Below are 16,748 nucleotides of genomic sequence, written 5' to 3'. Positions count from 1 at the left end.
ATTAAATAAACTCTCTAAATTTTTCATTAAAAGAAAAATATACTATATTGGTATCAAAATTATCTAATAAAAGTTTTCTAAGCATCCATATCACATGATTCTCACTTGCAAAATGCCCTGGATCAAGTATAACTATATCCTTATAGTTATCTAAAGCTTCATGATATTTTACATCACTTGTTATTATAAGATCACATTCTTTTTTAATGGCATCTTCTATAAAATCACTTCCTGCTCCTCCACATAAGGCAACTTTTGATATTTCTTTATCTGGATCTCCATAAAGAATTATTCCCTTGCATTCTAGTTTTTCTTTAACAATCTGTGCAAAATCTCTAGCTTTAATTTTTTCTACATTTCCAAATCTAGCAATAGGGTATTCATTGTAATCATCCAATTTTTTGACATCTTTAAGGCTTAATATTTTTGCAAGATTATCATTTACTCCACCTTCAGCCTTATCAAGATTAGTATGCATAGCATAGACACTTATATCTTCTTTTATAAGTAGTTCTATATTTTTATTATATTTTGTAGATAAATCTATTGATTTAAGTGGGATAAAAAACATCGGGTGATGGTTTATAATAAGATTACATTTGTTTATTTTAGCATTTATTATAGTTTCATAACTTAAGTCCATGGATACTAGTATTCCTGTAAGTTCTTTTTCTAGATTTCCAATTTGAAGACCAGAATTATCCCAATCTTCTTGTAAATCTTCTGGAAATTTTTCATTTAGAAATTCTATTACTTCTCTTATTTTCATATTCTTTTACCTCTTTTATTGCTCTAAGTCTTTGTTCAACTAAATCAAGCCCTTCCTTATTAATAGAATTGTTCTCAATCTGCTTTTTAAAAGCTAAGTTCTTTTTCTCAATTTTAAAAAGTCTTGGCATTAGTAAAGGATTTTCTTCCTCATATATAAACTTACCAAAATAAATTTCCGAAAGCTTTAAAACTCTGTCAGCTCCATTTTTAAATCTAATTATATCATAATGTTTTCTACCATCTTTAATTAGAAAGTCTTTATCTATATAGAAATTATTATTATTAAGAAATTCCCTAAGCTTTTCGTTACCAATATTTCCCTCACAAATTACATAATCAAGCTTTCTTACCTTATCTATATTAGCCTTTAAAATCTCAATTATACTTACAGCTCCCATACCAGCTATTATCGCTATTTGATTTTCTTTTATATCTATTCCTTCAAAACCATCACACACTTTTGTTTTTATTATCTTTCTTAAATCATCATTTAGTTCATCTTCAAGTTTTTTTAGACTCGCTTTTGATATATCTGTTGCGAGTATATCACATGATTTACCAGTTTTTGCTAAATATAAAGGGACCAATCCATGATCAGTCCCTATATCTATAACTTTCTTTCCACAGTCTACAATATTTACTATCTCTTTTAATCTTTTTGTAATCTTCATTTATAAAAAGTCTCTCAATAATTCACTCTTATTAGGAGATTTTAACTTCCTAAGTGCTTTTGCCTCAATTTGTCTTATTCTTTCACGTGTAACGTCAAATTCTTTACCAACTTCTTCAAGTGTCCTAGGTGTACCATCTATAAGTCCGAATCTAAGTTGTAATACTCTTTTCTCTCTTGCACCAAGACACGATAAAACTTCATTTAATTGGTCTCTAAGCATCGAATAATTTGCAGCATCATCAGGATTTATGGCTGTATCATCTTCTATAAAATCTCCTAAGTGGCTGTCCTCTTCCTCACCTATAGGTGTCTCTAAACTAACTGGTTCTTGTGCGATTTTTCTAATTTCTTGAACCTTTTCTACCTCTATTCCCATTTGCTCAGCTATTTCTTCATTAGAAGGATCACGACCCAAATCTTGAACTAATTGCCTTTGAATCCTTACAAGTTTATTAATAGTTTCTACCATATGAACAGGTATTCTAATAGTTCTTGCTTGATCTGCTATAGCTCGAGTTATAGCTTGTCTTATCCACCATGTAGCATAAGTTGAAAATTTAAACCCTCTATTATAATCATATTTATCAACAGCCTTCATAAGACCCATATTTCCTTCTTGAATAAGGTCCAAAAAGCTCATTCCACGACCTACATATTTTTTCGCAATTGATACTACTAATCTTAAGTTCGTTTCAGCAAGTTTTTGTTTAGCTCTATTGGCATCAAATATTGCCTTATTAAGTTTTTTTACATCTTCTGAATCAAATCCCTTATCACTGAAAATTTTATTACAAAGAGATTTGATAGCTTTAAATCTTTCTAAATCTTTTATAGAATCTTCTGATAGTGTCTTTTTATCTAGAATTTGTTTAGCCTTATTCCCAAAATTAATTAAATCATTAATTAAAAGTCTATCATTTGTTTTCAATGATTGAACTTCTACACCTTTTTTATAAAGATCTGAAAAAGCAAGATAAATCAATGATACTATATCATCTGATTCTTTAGTCGCAACAAGTTTACCAAAATTATCAAATAAATCACACAAGATATTAGCTTCTTTTTCGCTTAATTCCTTATCTAAAATCGACTTCTGAGCTATATCACATATTAAAATCTTTGATTTTATTGCATCACGTTGATCTTCTGTAAGCTCTTGATTAAGCATATTCTGAAATTGACTGCCAATATCTATTAAGGATAATATATTTACCCTTGTATCTTCATCAAGCTCTTTTCCCTCTTTTGTAAGGCTATTTGCCTTGAGCAAAGTTATAGATAAATCTCCATAAAATATATCTAGAGCAAGCTTTGTTTTGTTTTGTTTAGTTAGCTTTTTCCCAGCTTTTGATCTTAAAGCTATGTCCCCTAACTCCATTTTTTTAGCAAGATAAATTTCTTCTCTTGCATCCAAAAGCTTAACCTTGCCAATTTCCTTTAAATACATCTTAACTGGATCATCAGTCTTTATTCCGACGACATCATTTTGACTAGCCTTTTTTTCTATTTTTTCCTTTACATTAGCCCTTTTCATATGATCTTCTAATAACTCATCTGAAAAATCTTCATCTTCATCTAATTCATCTTCTAAATCATCATCTAAGTCATCTTCCAAATCATCTTCTGTATCTTCATCTTCATCTAGTATAGTTCTTTGTTCTTCTACAATCTCAATACCATTAGAAATTATCTGGCCTATAACGTACTTTTTGCCTTCATCTTCCATTTCACTAATAGATTCAAAAGTGTAAATTTGTTTATAAGTTACAACTCCATCTTGTGATTCACTTATAGATTTAAATTCATCTATAATTTCCTTTAGAAGATCATCTTCCAGCATCTTATCATTATCACTAGTCATAAGTCTCCCCTCCAGCTCTGAAGTGATTAATCTTTCTTTGATCTAAGTTTTTTAAGTAATTTTCTTTTATTTTCAAGTTTTATTTTTTCCTTTAATTCGAAGGATTCAATTTTATTTGCTTTGTTTTCTATATAATCTATTATAAAATAGTAATCTTTTGTAAAATCATCTCTTATATTTACTATATCATCATGACTTTTGATGTAGTCTTTCAGCTTTTCTACTCTTTCATCCTTTAAAACCTTATCAAAAAATTCCGCATCATCATTGTAATCATCTCTTTGGTTTAAAAATAACCTAAGTGTTTCAAGTTCATTTGTAGATATGGTATATTTTTTATAGTCAATAATTCTATTTTTCTTGAAAGATTTTTCTTTTAAGTTTCTAGAATTTGTTTTATTTGTGTAGTTCTCATTATACTTTAATATGGATTGTTTTAAAGTTTGTTTTTCAATATTAAAAAGCTTACTAACATTATTTATAAATATTTCTCTAGTTAAATCAGATCTTATTGATGCCAAAAACTCAATAAATAAGTTTAATTTATCAAATTTTTCATTTTTGTTACTTGAAGCATAAATATCAAGTATTTTATTATACTTATAGTTGTATACATCATCAGCTTCTTCCATTCTTTCTTTAAAAACATCTTTTCCATATTTTTTTACAAAATCATCAGGATCTAGACCATCTTCAAGTTTTATTACCCTCGCCTTAATATCCTCATCTAAAAGTATTTCAATAGCTCTATCTGTAGCTTTTATTCCAGCACTATCTTGATCATAGCAGATATAGACATTATCAGCATATCTTTTCAAAAGCTTCGCTTGATCATGAGTTAAAGCTGTACCTAGGCTTGCCACTGCAATATCTATACCTTGGTTATTAAGTCCCATAACATCCATATAGCCTTCTACTAAAATTATATCTTTAGTATTTTGTTTTTTATAGATATTTAATCCATATAGATTATATCTTTTCTTAAAGACCTCACTTTCAGGTGAATTAAGATACTTAGGCATAGAATTATCTATACTTCTTCCACCAAAACCTATTACCTTCCCATAATGATTTATTATTGGAAAAATAAGTCTATTTCTATACTTATCATAATATCTTCCATTTTCAGTTTTCTTTATTAAACCTAGCTTTTGAATATCTTCAAGTAGGTAATCCTTCTTTTTTACAAAATTTAATAAATCATCCCAAGAATTTTTGGCATATCCAAGCATAAAGGTATTAACGACACTAGAAGAAAATCCCCTATTTTTAAGATAAATTTGAGCTTCTTTATTTGTTAAAAGATTTTTATAAAAAAACATCATAATTTCTTTATTTATATCATAATAAGAATTCAAAATAGCGTTCTTTTTAGAAGAAACATTATTATCTATCTTAATACCTGCCTTATTAGCCAAGTATTTCATTGAATCAATATAAGAAAGACCTTCTTTTTGCATAATAAAAGAAACAACATCTCCTCCTTGGCCGCAACCGAAGCAATGAAATAATTGTTTCTTGTCATCAACTGTAAAAGATGGAGTTTTTTCATGATGAAACGGGCATAAACCCTTATAGGAAGAACCAGCTTTTTTTAAATCGACATATTCTCCTATTATAGCTACAATATCCGAATTGTCTAAAATTTCATTCTTCTTTTCATCAGATATAAATACCATTAAACCACCCCTTGATATTAAGTTATTATACTTTTATAATTTTTTTCTTCAATAATTAAAATAAAAGGATAAGGTAGTTATCCTAATTATCAAATATTTTCTTAAGTAAAATTTTTTGTCCATTAGAATATGGAGGATATTTTACCTTAATATCAATATTTATTGACCTCTGCATAAGAGCTTTTCTATTAGAAAAGTTTATAAATCCAAATTTCCCATGATATCCTCCCATACCAGACTCTCCTACTCCACCAAATTCTAGATTAGGATTTGTTATATGCATAATAGTATCATTTATACAGACACCACCTGCTGAAATACCATTTACAAAACTATTTATATGTTCATTATCCTCAGAGAAAATATACATACTAAGTGGCTTATCCATATTCTTTACTTTATTTATAATATCGAACATATCTTCATATGCTATCACAGGTAATATAGATCCAAAAATTTCTTCTTTCATTATTTTATTATTAAAGTCTACATTTTCTATAATAGTAGGTTCAATCTTTAAAAGATTTAAATCATATAAACCACCACTATAAATATATTGATTTTTTATCAATGAAACAAGTCTTTCCAAAGATATGTATCTATAATTTTGGGATAGTCAGGATTATTTAAAGGAAAATCGCCAAAAAATTCTATAATATAAGCTTTCATTAACATTAAAAGCTTTTCTTTAACATCTTTATGCACAAGTAAGTAGTCTGGTGCAACACAAGTTTGTCCTGCATTTAATAATTTCCCCCAAATTATCCTTTTAGCTGCAAGCCTTAGATTGCTTGTTTCATCTACTATGCAAGGACTCTTTCCACCAAGCTCTAAGGTGACTTTTACAAGATTTTCACTTGCTTTTTTCATTATAGTCCTACCAACTTTTGATGAACCCGTAAAAAATATATGGTAATATTTATAACTTAAAAGTTCATCATAATCTATTTTTTCATTATCAATACAATATATAAACGATCTATCGAAGCTTTCATTAATAATTTTTCTGATTATATAAGATGTATGATTGGATTTTCTAGATGTTTTTAAGATTACAGTATTTCCACTAGATATAGCCAAAATAATAGGTCCCATTGAAAGCATAAAAGGATAGTTCCAAGGAGATATAATAAGAGTAAGTCCCAAAGGCTCATATATAATATAACTTTTTGCAGGCATAGATATAGAATTTGTCTGAACTCTTTCCTTTTTCATCCGATTTTTTAAATTATCTATAGCAAAATTTATTTCACTATATACAGGACCTATCTCAGATATATATGATTCAGTTTCTGATTTACTTAAATCTTTTTTTAAAGCAAGAATAATTTCACTTTCATTATTTTTAATAGATTTTTTCAAAATTTTTAGTGTATTTATTCTAAATTCTTCATTTTTTGTTCTATCAGATTTAAATAATATCTTTTGTTCATTTATTATATTTTTAAATTCATTCATAACTTTCTCCTTTATACCTTAAGATATTAATACCCAATTTTAGAAATTAAAAAAACCCCTAAATCTGTATTTTAGATTTGGGGGTTCAGTTAAATAATTAATATTTTAACTAATCTTCTTTTTTCTTAAATATACCAAGGAGTATAGCAGAAACTATTGAGCCTATTACAAAGGATAGAATAAAAAATATAGCCTGATTTAAAGAGCTCATTGCTGGAAGTACAAATACCCCACCATGTGGTGCTGGTACTGATACATTAAACAATTGAGTTAATCCTCCAGCTATACCAGCTCCTATAACTGATATTGGAATTATAAGTTGTGGTTTTGCTGCTGCAAATGGAATTGCTCCCTCTGTTATGAAAGATAATCCAAGTAGGTAATTTGATAAGGCTGACTTTCTTTCATTTTCATTGAATTTGTTTTTAAATAATGTTGAAGCTAAAGCTATTGCTATTGGTGGAACCATTCCGCCTGCCATAACAGCTGCCATGAAGGCTCCATCATTTGTTCCGATGAAAGCTCCTGTTGCAAAAGTATATGCCGCCTTATTTATAGGACCACCCATATCAGCTGCCATCATAGCTCCAAGAAGAGAACCAATCAATACCTTATTAGTAGTACCCATATTCATAAGCCAGCTATTTAGTCCGTTGTTAATTCCTGTAAATATTGGATCTACAATAAAGAACATTATAACTCCTGTAATTAATAGACCAAATACAGGATAAATAAGCATTGGTTTAACAGAATCTAGTGACTTTGGCATGTTTCTACATACTTTTTTAAGCGTATTTACCACAAGACCAGCTATAAAGCCTCCCAAAAGTCCTCCTAAAAATCCAGCTCCCTCACTAGCTAAAAGACCTGCAACCATACCAGGCATTAAAGCTGGTCTGTCGGCTATTGAGTAGGCAATATATCCTGCAAGAACAGGAATGAGAAAGTTAAATGCACTTATTCCTATTTTATTTAAAAAGATGAAAGCAATTGATGAATCACCAAAAAATCTTTCAAATAAAAAAGATATAGCCATTAAAATACCACCGCCAATGACAAACGGAAGCATATGACTTACTCCATTCATAAGATCTTTGTAAATTTCAGATCTTAGATTTGTTTTCTCACTATAAGAGGTATTTGATTCTTTTTCATGATTATCTGCATAATAAATTGGAAAAGAACCTGATATAGCTTCTTTTATAAGTTCATCACTTTTTCTAATTCCATCAGATACTGGCCTTTGGATTAGTTTCTTAGCATCAAATCTACTCATTTCTACCTTTTTATCAGCAGCTATAATTACAGCATCTGCATTTTTAATATCTTCATCTGTAAGTCTATTCTTAACACCATCAGAACCATTAGTTTCAATTTTTACTCTTACATTATTGATCTTGCCTGCTTTTTCTAAAGCTTCTTGAGCCATATAAGTATGAGCTACACCATTAGGACAAGCTGTAACTCCAATTATAAATTTCTGGTCTGTTTTTATTTTTTCTTCTTTATCTTCTTCTATTTCTTCTTTTATATTTTCTTTATAACAGTCAATTACATTATAAACATCTTCTGGAGTTTTGGCTTCTTTTAATTTATCAATAAATCCTTCTTTAAGAATCATCTTAGATAATTGCGCCAAAGTCTCAACATGAAGATTGTTTTCTCCATTTGGTACTGCTATTGAGAAGAATATATATGATTTTTCTCCATCAAGAGCCTCATAATCAAGCCCCTCTTCTTTTTTAGCAAACAAAACTGCAGGCTCTTTTACAGTATCATTTTTTGAGTGAGGCATGGCAATTCCCTCACCTAAGGCAGTTGATGTTTCCTCTTCTCTTTTTATAAGTCCTTGCTTGAATTCTTCCTTACTTTCAACTATCCCTTCGTCAAAAAACTTTTGAGATATTTCATCAATAACATCCATCTTATTAGAAGCTTTAAGCTCCATAATCATAAGATTTCTTTTTAATAAATCTTTTATTTCCATTCTTTTACCTCAACTTTGTCTAAAATTTCATATATTAATTTTTTATCAGCTATATCTTGGCTAAAGGCTGTAGCAGAGCCTGCTGCAACTGCAAGCTTATAAGAATCTATTTTTGAAAGTCCACTCATATATCCATAAATATAGGCTCCAACCATAGAATCTCCACTACCAACTGAATTAATAAGCTTTCCTTTTATAGGATTTGCCTTATAAGCAAAATTTTCATCAATAAAAATTGATCCATTTGCACCAAGAGACACTATTACATTTTCAGCTCCTCTATCTGAAAGCTTTCTAGCATACCTTATTATATCTTCTTCATTATCGATAGATGTATCAAAAACATCTGCTAGCTCATCTTTATTTGGTTTTACTAAGAATGGTTTATAGCTTGAAAGTTCATAAAGTTTCTTCCCACTAGTGTCAAGTGCAAACCTTACATTGTTTATATCTAAGATATTAATAATTATCCTATAAAAATCATCTCCCAAGCTCTTTGGTATAGAACCTGAAATAATTACAAAATCATCTTCATTAAGTTCATCTATAAAGTCTAAGAAGCTAACTATTTCAGCTTCACTAATATTAGGACCCTTGGCATTTATTTCAGTTTCTTGTCCATATTTTAATTTAACATTTATTCTCGAATCATCTGAAACTTCTGTAAAGTTGTGAAATATATCTAATTTATCAAGCTCTTTTTTAATATAATCTCCTGTAAAGCCTCCTAAAAATCCAATATTAATTGAACTTTCTCCAAGATTTTTAAGAAGCTTAGAAACCATAATTCCCTTCCCACCTGGATATTTTTCTTCATAGGTACTCCTTAAAGTTTCCCCATCAACAAATTTATCAATACCTAATATATAGTCTATTGACGGATTTAAAGTTAAAGTGTAAATCATAAGTCCTCCCTTATTAAGTCAACTTCGTTTATACTACATATTTTTGAAAAGTATATTCTATTTTTTTTAGAACTATCAGCTAAAATATATGCTTTTCTGGATCTTTCTATAGCTAGCCTTTTTATTTTCGCCTCGCTTGGATCATGAGTAGTAAATTCACCATTTGCATAACCATTTGCTCCAATAAAAGCTATATCAAAGTTAAAACTTGAAAGCTCTAAAATAGTTTTCTCTCCAATAGTCACATTTGTCTTTGACTTAACTAATCCACCTAATAATATGGTTTTTATTTTTTTCTTATTTAGCTTATCTATATGCATAATTCCATTAGTTACAACATTAATATCCTTATCTAGATAATCTATTAGTAAATTAGTTGTAGTTCCTGCATCAAGAAATATATATTTTGAATTACCTATTAAATTTGAAGCTTTTTTGGCTATATTACACTTTTTATCAATATTTAATACAATATTTTTATCATAAGATTTTTCTTCAAACTCTACATTTGTTAAAATCGCACCACCATGAACCCTTTTAATCTCACCTCTTTGTTCAAGAAAATCTAAATCCCTTCTTAAGGTGGATTCACTTATATCAAGCTTATCTATCAAAATCTTATTAGAAACTTGTCTAAACTCTTTTAGAGTATCTAAAATAATCTCTAACCTTTTTTCAAATATCATTTGTATATATTTTAACACATAATAAAATAAAGTCAATCATTTTCTTTCAAAATCTATCATTTTTAATCAAAAAGACTTAAAACTTGCTTTTTTATATAATATAAAAGATAATGTAACAAAAAGAAAGGGGAGTAAAACATGTTTTTTATAGGTCGATTATTTCTAAGTTGGATAACAAATGGCATAAGCCTATATATAATAGATTTATTATTTACTGGCATATCATTTACAGAAATTAAATCACTAGCTATCACTGCTCTTATGTTAATGATTGTAAATAGCTTTATTAAACCAATCTTAAAGCTCTTATCTTTGCCATTAACTATAATAACTTTTGGATTATTTTCTTTTATAGTTAATGCATTTGTATTAAAACTAGCTTTTTCTCTATCTAGTGGAGCTTTTATTGATTCATTTACTACAGCAATTTTTGCATCTATAATTCTTTCAATAATAAATCCAATACTAGATAGTTCATTCAAAAAAAATTAGGTATTATTTCAAATTATGTATTTCTTTGCATCATTACAAGTTATTCCTAAACATTTTAAAAACACATCTTAATATCGTTGGGATAGATTTTTATAGGGAATTAGCATATAAAATTTTGAAAACTTGTAATGACCTTGCAAAGATTAACTAATTTTGCAAAATCCCCTATATTACATTAAATTCTTCTTCACCCTCTATAAGATCAATTTCTTTTATTAATATATCATCAATTCTAATAAACTTATCCTTATTAAGTTTTTCTATAAAAACATTTATATATTGCTTACTTCCTTGAATATTTACTTCAACATCACCATCATACAGATTATGGACATTTCCTGTTAAGTTTAATTCATTTGCAAGCATCAAGGCCTTATATCTAAAACCAACCGCTTGGACTCTTCCTTTAAAAATCAAATTATATCTTTTCATATTTTAACTCCTAACTTTTTATATTAATACCCAATTGATTTTCCTTTACATATTTAAAATTTGTATTATAATATAAATATACACCCCCACCCGGTGTTAGTAAGGAGGTAAAATGAAAGAACGATTTGATATTACTGGAATGACTTGTGCTTCATGCCAAGCTAATGTTACTAGAGCCGTTAAAAATCTAGGCGTAAATGATGTTAATGTAAATCTTGTATCAGAAACAATGAATGTTGATTTTGATAAAGATAAAATTTCCGAAGATGATATTATAAAAGCTGTAGAGAAAGTTGGTTACGGAGCAAGGCTTAAGGATAAAAGAGCAAAAACTTCCGTTCTAGAAGATAAATATGAGGATGAAGAAAAAAGTGTAAGATTTAGACTTATAGTATCATTTTTATTTATGATTCCACTTATGTACGTTTCTATGGGACATATGATAAATCTTCCCCTACCACATTTTTTAGACGGTGCTGAGGGTAGTGTAAACTTCGCTTTTATTCAATTTTTACTGACTATTCCGGTAATTTTTGTAAATAGAATATTTTATGTATCAGGATTTAAGGGTCTTATAAATAAGGCTCCCAATATGGACTCTTTAGTTGCTTTAGGTTCAAGTGCAGCTTTGTCATATGGTATATTTGCTATAATGAGAATGTCTTACGGATTAGGTTTTGATAATTTAGAAATAGTTGAAATGTATAGACATAATCTCTACTTTGAATCAGCTGCAATGATTTTAACTCTTATTACTTTGGGTAAATACTTTGAAAAAAGATCAAAAGGTGAAACTAAAAAATCCTTAGAATCTCTTATGAATCTTGCTCCTAAAACTGCAAGGGTCATAGTAAATGGAGTAGAAAGAGAAGTTTCAGTAGATGAATTAAACAAGGGAGATTTAATTATAGTTCGTCCAGGAGAATCAATCCCTGTTGATGGAATTATAAAAAAAGGTTCATCTTTAGTTGATGAGTCAGCTATAACTGGCGAATCAATGCCAGTTAATAAAGGGGTTGGTGATGAGGTTATTTCAGCTACAATAAACAATCAAGGAACTTTCACTTTTAAAGCAACTAAAGTTGGTGAAGATACAACCCTTGCTCAAATTATTGAACTTGTTAATGAGGCAAATGAAACAAAAGCTCCTATAGCGAAAATGGCTGATAAAATTTCTTCTATATTTGTACCTGCTGTTATTATCATAGCTATAATAACTTTTATTATATGGATGATTTTAGGATATGGATTTGAATTCGCACTAAACCTTGCTATTTCAGTTCTAGTAATATCTTGTCCATGTGCCTTAGGTCTTGCCACACCAATGGCAATAATGGTTTCTACCGGAAAAAGTGCTGAGTACGGTCTTCTATTTAAAAATGCAGAAAGTTTAGAAAACCTACACAAAGTGGATATAATCTTACTTGATAAGACAGGTACTATTACCGAAGGTAAACCAAGAGTAACTGATATTTTTACAGAAATAGAAAAAAACGAATTTATAAAAATATCTACTTCTATGGAGATGGCAAGCGAGCATCCCTTATCAAATGCTATTAATGAATATGCTAAAGAAAATGGAATCAATCCAATTAATGTAAGTGATTTTGAAGCCTTGAGCGGAAAAGGAATTAAGGCAAAATTTAATGACAAGACATATTATGCTGGAAATTCAAGACTTATGAAAGAGTTAAATATCAACTTAAAAGAATATGATCAAAAAGCTGATATTTTATCTAATGAAGGTAAAACTTCAATGTATTTTGCAGATGAAAACGAAGTTATAGGACTTATAGCAGTACAAGATAAACCAAAAGCTTTATCTAAAATTGCTATAGATGAAATGAAAAGTCTAGGCTATGAAGTAATAATGATTACTGGAGATAATGAAAAAACTGCAGAAGCTATTAGAAAAAAACTTGGTATAGATGAAAAGTATGCAGAAGTGTTGCCACAAGATAAAGAAAAAGAAGTTAAAAACCTCCAAAATATGGGTAAAAAAGTATTGATGGTTGGAGATGGTATAAATGATGCTCCAGCTCTTGCAAGAAGTAATGTATCAATGGCTATAGGAAATGGTACAGACGTAGCCATTGAATCTGCCGATATTGTCTTAATAAAAAACAATATTCTTGATATCGTAAGTGCTATAAAGCTATCTAGTAAAACCATCAAAACAATTAAAGAAAACCTATTTTGGGCTTTCTTTTATAATATAATTGGTATACCTCTTGCTGCAGGTTTATTATATCCTTTCTTTGGTATTAAGCTTTCTCCGATGTTTGGAGCTTTTGCAATGAGTTTTTCATCAGTCTTTGTATGCTTAAACTCACTTAGGTTAAGAGGATTTAAACCAGAATTTAAAAATAGTAAAAAAATAGAAGAAATAAAAAACAAAGAAAATATAAAGGAGAATAAAATGTCAGATTTAAATAAAATGATTGTAAAGGTAAATGGAATGAGTTGTAATCACTGCAAAAATCATGTAGAAGAAGCACTCAAAAAAATAGCAGGAATTGAAAAGGCAGAAGTAAACTTAGATGAAAAGTTAGCTAACGTTGCTTACTTTGGTTCTATTGATGAAGATGAAATAAAAAGAGCAATTGAAGATGCTGGATACGAATTTGTTGGTATCGAACATAAATAATGCAAGCTAATAAAGATAAAACTTTAAGAAAATTAAAAACTGTTAGAGGACAACTTGATGGAATAATCAAGATGGTCGAAGACGATAGATACTGCATAGATATTTCAAATCAAATTATGGCTTCAATATCAATACTTAAAAATATAAATACTGAAGTCCTCTCATCCCATCTTGAACACTGTGTATATGATGCTGTAAACAAAGGTTCAACAGAAGATGGGATAGAAAAGATTGAAGAAATCGAACAAGTAATAAAGAAGCTTTCAAAGTGATTTGTTTACCAACTTGATCTATGGGTATTAATTATACTGTATAGATATAAAACAAGGAGGAATAATGACAGAAAAAAATCAAGTACAAAGCGAATTTGCCAATGAAGTAAGTGAATACAAAATTAATGATAATGTAATAGCTAAAATTGCCAAAAAAGTTTTAAACAATACAGATGGAGTATTAGCACTTAAGGGCAATATCCTAAGTTCATTTGCTGATAATTTTTCTGATGGAGAAAATACAGCAGGCATTACAATCGACATTGATGATGCTAAAAATGCAGTAGTAAATGCTAAAATTATTATTGAATATGGTAAAAAAGCTCAAGAAGTATTTGCTTCATTAGATAGAAATATAAAGAAAGAAGTAAATGATCTTACAGGAATTAATGTAAAAGCAGTTAAAGCTGAAATCGTTGATATCCTTACAAAAGATGAGTATAGAGAAAAGAAAGCTAAAAACGAAAACAAAAAAGAAGAAAAATAAAAATTTTAAAAGAGTTATTGCAATATAATGAATTATTTTGTCTATCATTGCTTATATGATATTTAACAATTAGTTCATTTTACAATAACTCTTTTTTTTAAAAATTTTTAATTATTTTCATAAGACCTTCATTTTTTTCCAAGATCTTAAAAATAATTACACCTATTATACTTACCACTATAAACTCAGATATCATAAACTGAATTAGAATTATAAAAAATGCAGTTGATGAGTCAAGTAATATGTAGGTTCCTATGGCAGGTATAAACATAAAAAGCACTGGAAATAATGAAGCAATAAATAAATTATTTTGCTTTCTAATCAATGAAAACGCTAAATATGATGCAAGTGTACCAAAAATAAGATCAAAAACGACCATATCCGAAGCAAGGTTTGCCAAAAAGCATCCTAAGACAAGACCAGGTATAAATCTTTTATTATAAAAAACTAAAAGTACCAAGATTTCACTAAATCTCAGCTGTATAGGTCCATATGCTAGTGCCGGATATATTAGAGTTATAACTGCATAAATGGCAGCTATAGCAGATGACTTAACTAAAAAATTTGTATCTTTAAAATTATATGTTTGATTTGACATATATACCCCCTTGATATTTTTTAGGATGGGTCCCAAGTAAACATCCTTTACTTATTGTAGCATATTTAGCCATTTGTGGCAATATCCAAAAATTAAAAATAGACAAAATGTCACACGATTTATTAAGGATAAAATAAAGAGTTTGTAACTTCTCGCTTAATTATTTAACTCTCTTTTTAATACTTTTTGTAATATAAAAGAAAAACTCAACTCTTTCTTGCCCTTACATATAACTATTGAACAAAGCTAAAAGTTTTTCGATTGCTTTATTATTCACATCTTTTTCTTAATATAGGTACTCAAACAATAATTAAAATAGCATATTAATTTTTACACTTATAAACTATTTAATGTATTAGAATTTTCAAGTTTAAATTTGTATAATTTAATCATTTCTAGTAAAGTTCCTATTTTATAATATGAATAGTTAAAATATATTTTCAAAACAAGTCAAATAGATTAAGTTCTTTACGGTCATAACTGACTTACATTATCCTTTAATTTTTCTCTCTTATTGATGTTAGGTAAAGGTAAGGTGATTTTTTATTTTATCAAAATTTTAAAAATACTTATTTGCTTTAAATTATTTTATAAATTTCTGCTATAATTATATGAGGATAAAGGTGGATTATGACAAAAATATTAGTTTTAATTCTTTTAAGTTTAAGTCTTACTGGATGTGGAAAAGATAAAAAATCTATAGATGATAAAGACTTACCTACTACCTTAAAAGATATTGAATATATTACAAAAAAATACATAAATTATGATACAAATGCTAAATCTGATATTTTAAATATAACTTATCAAGATGAAGAATATAAACCAAAAATCAAGTCTAGTGATTATACAGAGCTAAAGAATTATCTTAAAGAAAATATGAAAAATGACCTTAAACTAAATTGGATATATGAAAATTTCGATAAAATTGATGAAATTGAGCAAAGGCTCGTTGGAAATGATACTGACACTGGAGAATTTATTTACAATAGGCACAATAATAAGACTGATTTTAAGATGAAAGATGGAGAAAGTATAAAGTTAAATAGAAAAACGCCATTTTTTCTTCAATGGGATAATAGATGGGCCTATAATAATTTATCTGATACTTGCATAGCTATAGCTGGCTGTGGTCCAACTTCTATGTCTATGGCTATAAGAAGATTCATAGATGATGATTCTATAAACCCAAAAACAATAGCAAATGATGCCAATGAATTTATGACAGAAAATGGTATTGCTTGGGAGTTTTTTTCCCATGAAGCCAATAAATATAAGTTAAGTATAAATGAAATTGCTAATAATAAGGATGATTTAATAAAAGCCTTGGATAAAGGACCCCTAATAGTTTCGGTAACTCCAGGATATTTCACAACAAGTGGTCATATTTTAGTAATAGATTCATATGATGGTGATAAATTCTTAATAAATGATCCAAATTCTATAAAAAATACTAATATTACCTGGTCTTTTGATGATATTTCTGGCCAAATTTTAAAGATTTGGGCTATTTCTAAATAATTTTTTTTAAAGTGTTGACTTAATTATAATTTCATGGTATTATAATTAAGTCAGCAAGTTAGTGCCATTAGCTCAGTTGGTAGAGCACCTGACTCTTAATCAGGGTGTCCAGGGTTCGAATCCCTGATGGCGCACCATAGAATATTTAAAAACATCTATAAGGTGTCTAAAGCGTGGATTTCAACAATCCACGCTTTATTAATTTCTATAATACATAAAAATCATACAAATTTTAATTACAATGCGAAAAATTTACTAACAAAGAATTTGATTTTTAAA

General features: G+C 28.5%; 14 protein-coding genes, 1 tRNA gene and 1 pseudogene. 6 read left to right on the top strand and 10 right to left on the bottom strand.

The window, feature by feature from the left end:
* Position 1 precedes the first annotated feature (1 nt).
* The 8 genes and pseudogenes from SOR60_RS03150 to SOR60_RS03110 all read right to left on the bottom strand — a co-directional run bounded on the left by SOR60_RS03150 (position 2) and on the right by SOR60_RS03110 (position 10,020).
* The gene (locus SOR60_RS03150) at positions 2 to 769 is read right to left on the bottom strand and encodes a Nif3-like dinuclear metal center hexameric protein (RefSeq protein ID WP_154538918.1); all 768 of its coding nucleotides are present in this window, start codon (positions 767 to 769) and stop codon (positions 2 to 4) included.
* Complete coding sequence (locus SOR60_RS03145; protein WP_154538919.1) at positions 735 to 1,442, bottom strand: tRNA (adenine(22)-N(1))-methyltransferase; 708 nt, start codon at positions 1,440 to 1,442, stop codon at positions 735 to 737. The genes SOR60_RS03150 and SOR60_RS03145 overlap by 35 nt, the downstream gene beginning before the upstream one ends.
* The gene (rpoD, locus tag SOR60_RS03140) at positions 1,443 to 3,305 is read right to left on the bottom strand and encodes an RNA polymerase sigma factor RpoD (protein WP_320595167.1); all 1,863 of its coding nucleotides are present in this window, start codon (positions 3,303 to 3,305) and stop codon (positions 1,443 to 1,445) included.
* A gap of 26 nt (positions 3,306 to 3,331) precedes the next feature.
* Positions 3,332 to 4,984, bottom strand: a complete 1,653-nt coding sequence (dnaG, locus tag SOR60_RS03135; RefSeq protein WP_320595166.1) for a DNA primase — start codon at positions 4,982 to 4,984, stop codon at positions 3,332 to 3,334.
* A gap of 82 nt (positions 4,985 to 5,066) precedes the next feature.
* A pseudogene (locus tag SOR60_RS10585) lies at positions 5,067 to 6,442 on the bottom strand (aldehyde dehydrogenase family protein).
* 109 nt (positions 6,443 to 6,551) lie between these two features.
* Positions 6,552 to 8,429: a PTS fructose transporter subunit IIABC gene (locus SOR60_RS03120; RefSeq protein ID WP_320595163.1), complete on the bottom strand. Its 1,878-nt coding sequence runs from the start codon at positions 8,427 to 8,429 to the stop codon at positions 6,552 to 6,554.
* Positions 8,420 to 9,334 carry a 1-phosphofructokinase gene (gene pfkB, locus SOR60_RS03115; protein WP_154538923.1) on the bottom strand — a complete coding sequence of 305 codons (915 nt, stop codon included), beginning with the start codon at positions 9,332 to 9,334 and terminating at the stop codon, positions 8,420 to 8,422. Before pfkB ends, SOR60_RS03120 begins: the two co-directional genes overlap by 10 nt.
* Positions 9,331 to 10,020: a DeoR/GlpR family DNA-binding transcription regulator gene (locus tag SOR60_RS03110; protein ID WP_176269257.1), complete on the bottom strand. Its 690-nt coding sequence runs from the start codon at positions 10,018 to 10,020 to the stop codon at positions 9,331 to 9,333. The genes pfkB and SOR60_RS03110 overlap by 4 nt, the downstream gene beginning before the upstream one ends.
* Before the next feature lie 138 nt (positions 10,021 to 10,158).
* Here SOR60_RS03110 and SOR60_RS03105 point away from each other — a divergent pair, with 138 nt between their 5' ends.
* Complete coding sequence (locus SOR60_RS03105; protein WP_176269256.1) at positions 10,159 to 10,512, top strand: phage holin family protein; 354 nt, start codon at positions 10,159 to 10,161, stop codon at positions 10,510 to 10,512.
* A 165-nt stretch (positions 10,513 to 10,677) separates the two neighbouring features.
* Here SOR60_RS03105 and SOR60_RS03100 read toward each other — a convergent pair whose 3' ends face one another.
* Complete coding sequence (locus SOR60_RS03100) at positions 10,678 to 10,944, bottom strand: acylphosphatase (RefSeq protein ID WP_176269255.1); 267 nt, start codon at positions 10,942 to 10,944, stop codon at positions 10,678 to 10,680.
* A 112-nt stretch (positions 10,945 to 11,056) separates the two neighbouring features.
* Here SOR60_RS03100 and SOR60_RS03095 point away from each other — a divergent pair, with 112 nt between their 5' ends.
* From SOR60_RS03095 to SOR60_RS03085, 3 genes are all read left to right on the top strand, one after another.
* On the top strand, positions 11,057 to 13,591 hold the full coding sequence (locus SOR60_RS03095; protein WP_176269254.1) for a heavy metal translocating P-type ATPase: 2,535 nt from the start codon (positions 11,057 to 11,059) through the stop codon (positions 13,589 to 13,591).
* Entirely contained in the window at positions 13,591 to 13,863 is a 273-nt protein-coding gene (locus SOR60_RS03090) for a metal-sensing transcriptional repressor (RefSeq protein WP_176269253.1), read from the top strand. The genes SOR60_RS03095 and SOR60_RS03090 overlap by 1 nt, the downstream gene beginning before the upstream one ends.
* A gap of 64 nt (positions 13,864 to 13,927) precedes the next feature.
* A complete protein-coding gene (locus SOR60_RS03085) occupies positions 13,928 to 14,350 on the top strand; it encodes an Asp23/Gls24 family envelope stress response protein (RefSeq protein ID WP_320595162.1) in 423 nt (140 codons plus the stop codon).
* Between the two features lie 97 nt (positions 14,351 to 14,447).
* Here SOR60_RS03085 and SOR60_RS03080 read toward each other — a convergent pair whose 3' ends face one another.
* Positions 14,448 to 14,948 (bottom strand): QueT transporter family protein, encoded by a 501-nt coding sequence (locus SOR60_RS03080; RefSeq protein ID WP_154538930.1) that lies wholly within the window; start codon positions 14,946 to 14,948, stop codon positions 14,448 to 14,450.
* Positions 14,949 to 15,578: 630 nt separating this feature from the next.
* Here SOR60_RS03080 and SOR60_RS03075 point away from each other — a divergent pair.
* A complete protein-coding gene (locus tag SOR60_RS03075) occupies positions 15,579 to 16,469 on the top strand; it encodes a C39 family peptidase (protein WP_320595161.1) in 891 nt (296 codons plus the stop codon).
* Positions 16,470 to 16,530: 61 nt separating this feature from the next.
* Positions 16,531 to 16,606: transfer RNA gene (locus SOR60_RS03070), tRNA-Lys, on the top strand.
* The last annotated feature ends 142 nt before the right edge of the window (positions 16,607 to 16,748 follow it).

Source organism: Anaerococcus porci, assembly GCF_034090325.1.
In the GTDB taxonomy this organism is placed as follows: domain Bacteria; phylum Bacillota; class Clostridia; order Tissierellales; family Peptoniphilaceae; genus Anaerococcus; species Anaerococcus porci.
This window is presented reverse-complemented; position numbering and strand designations above follow the sequence as displayed.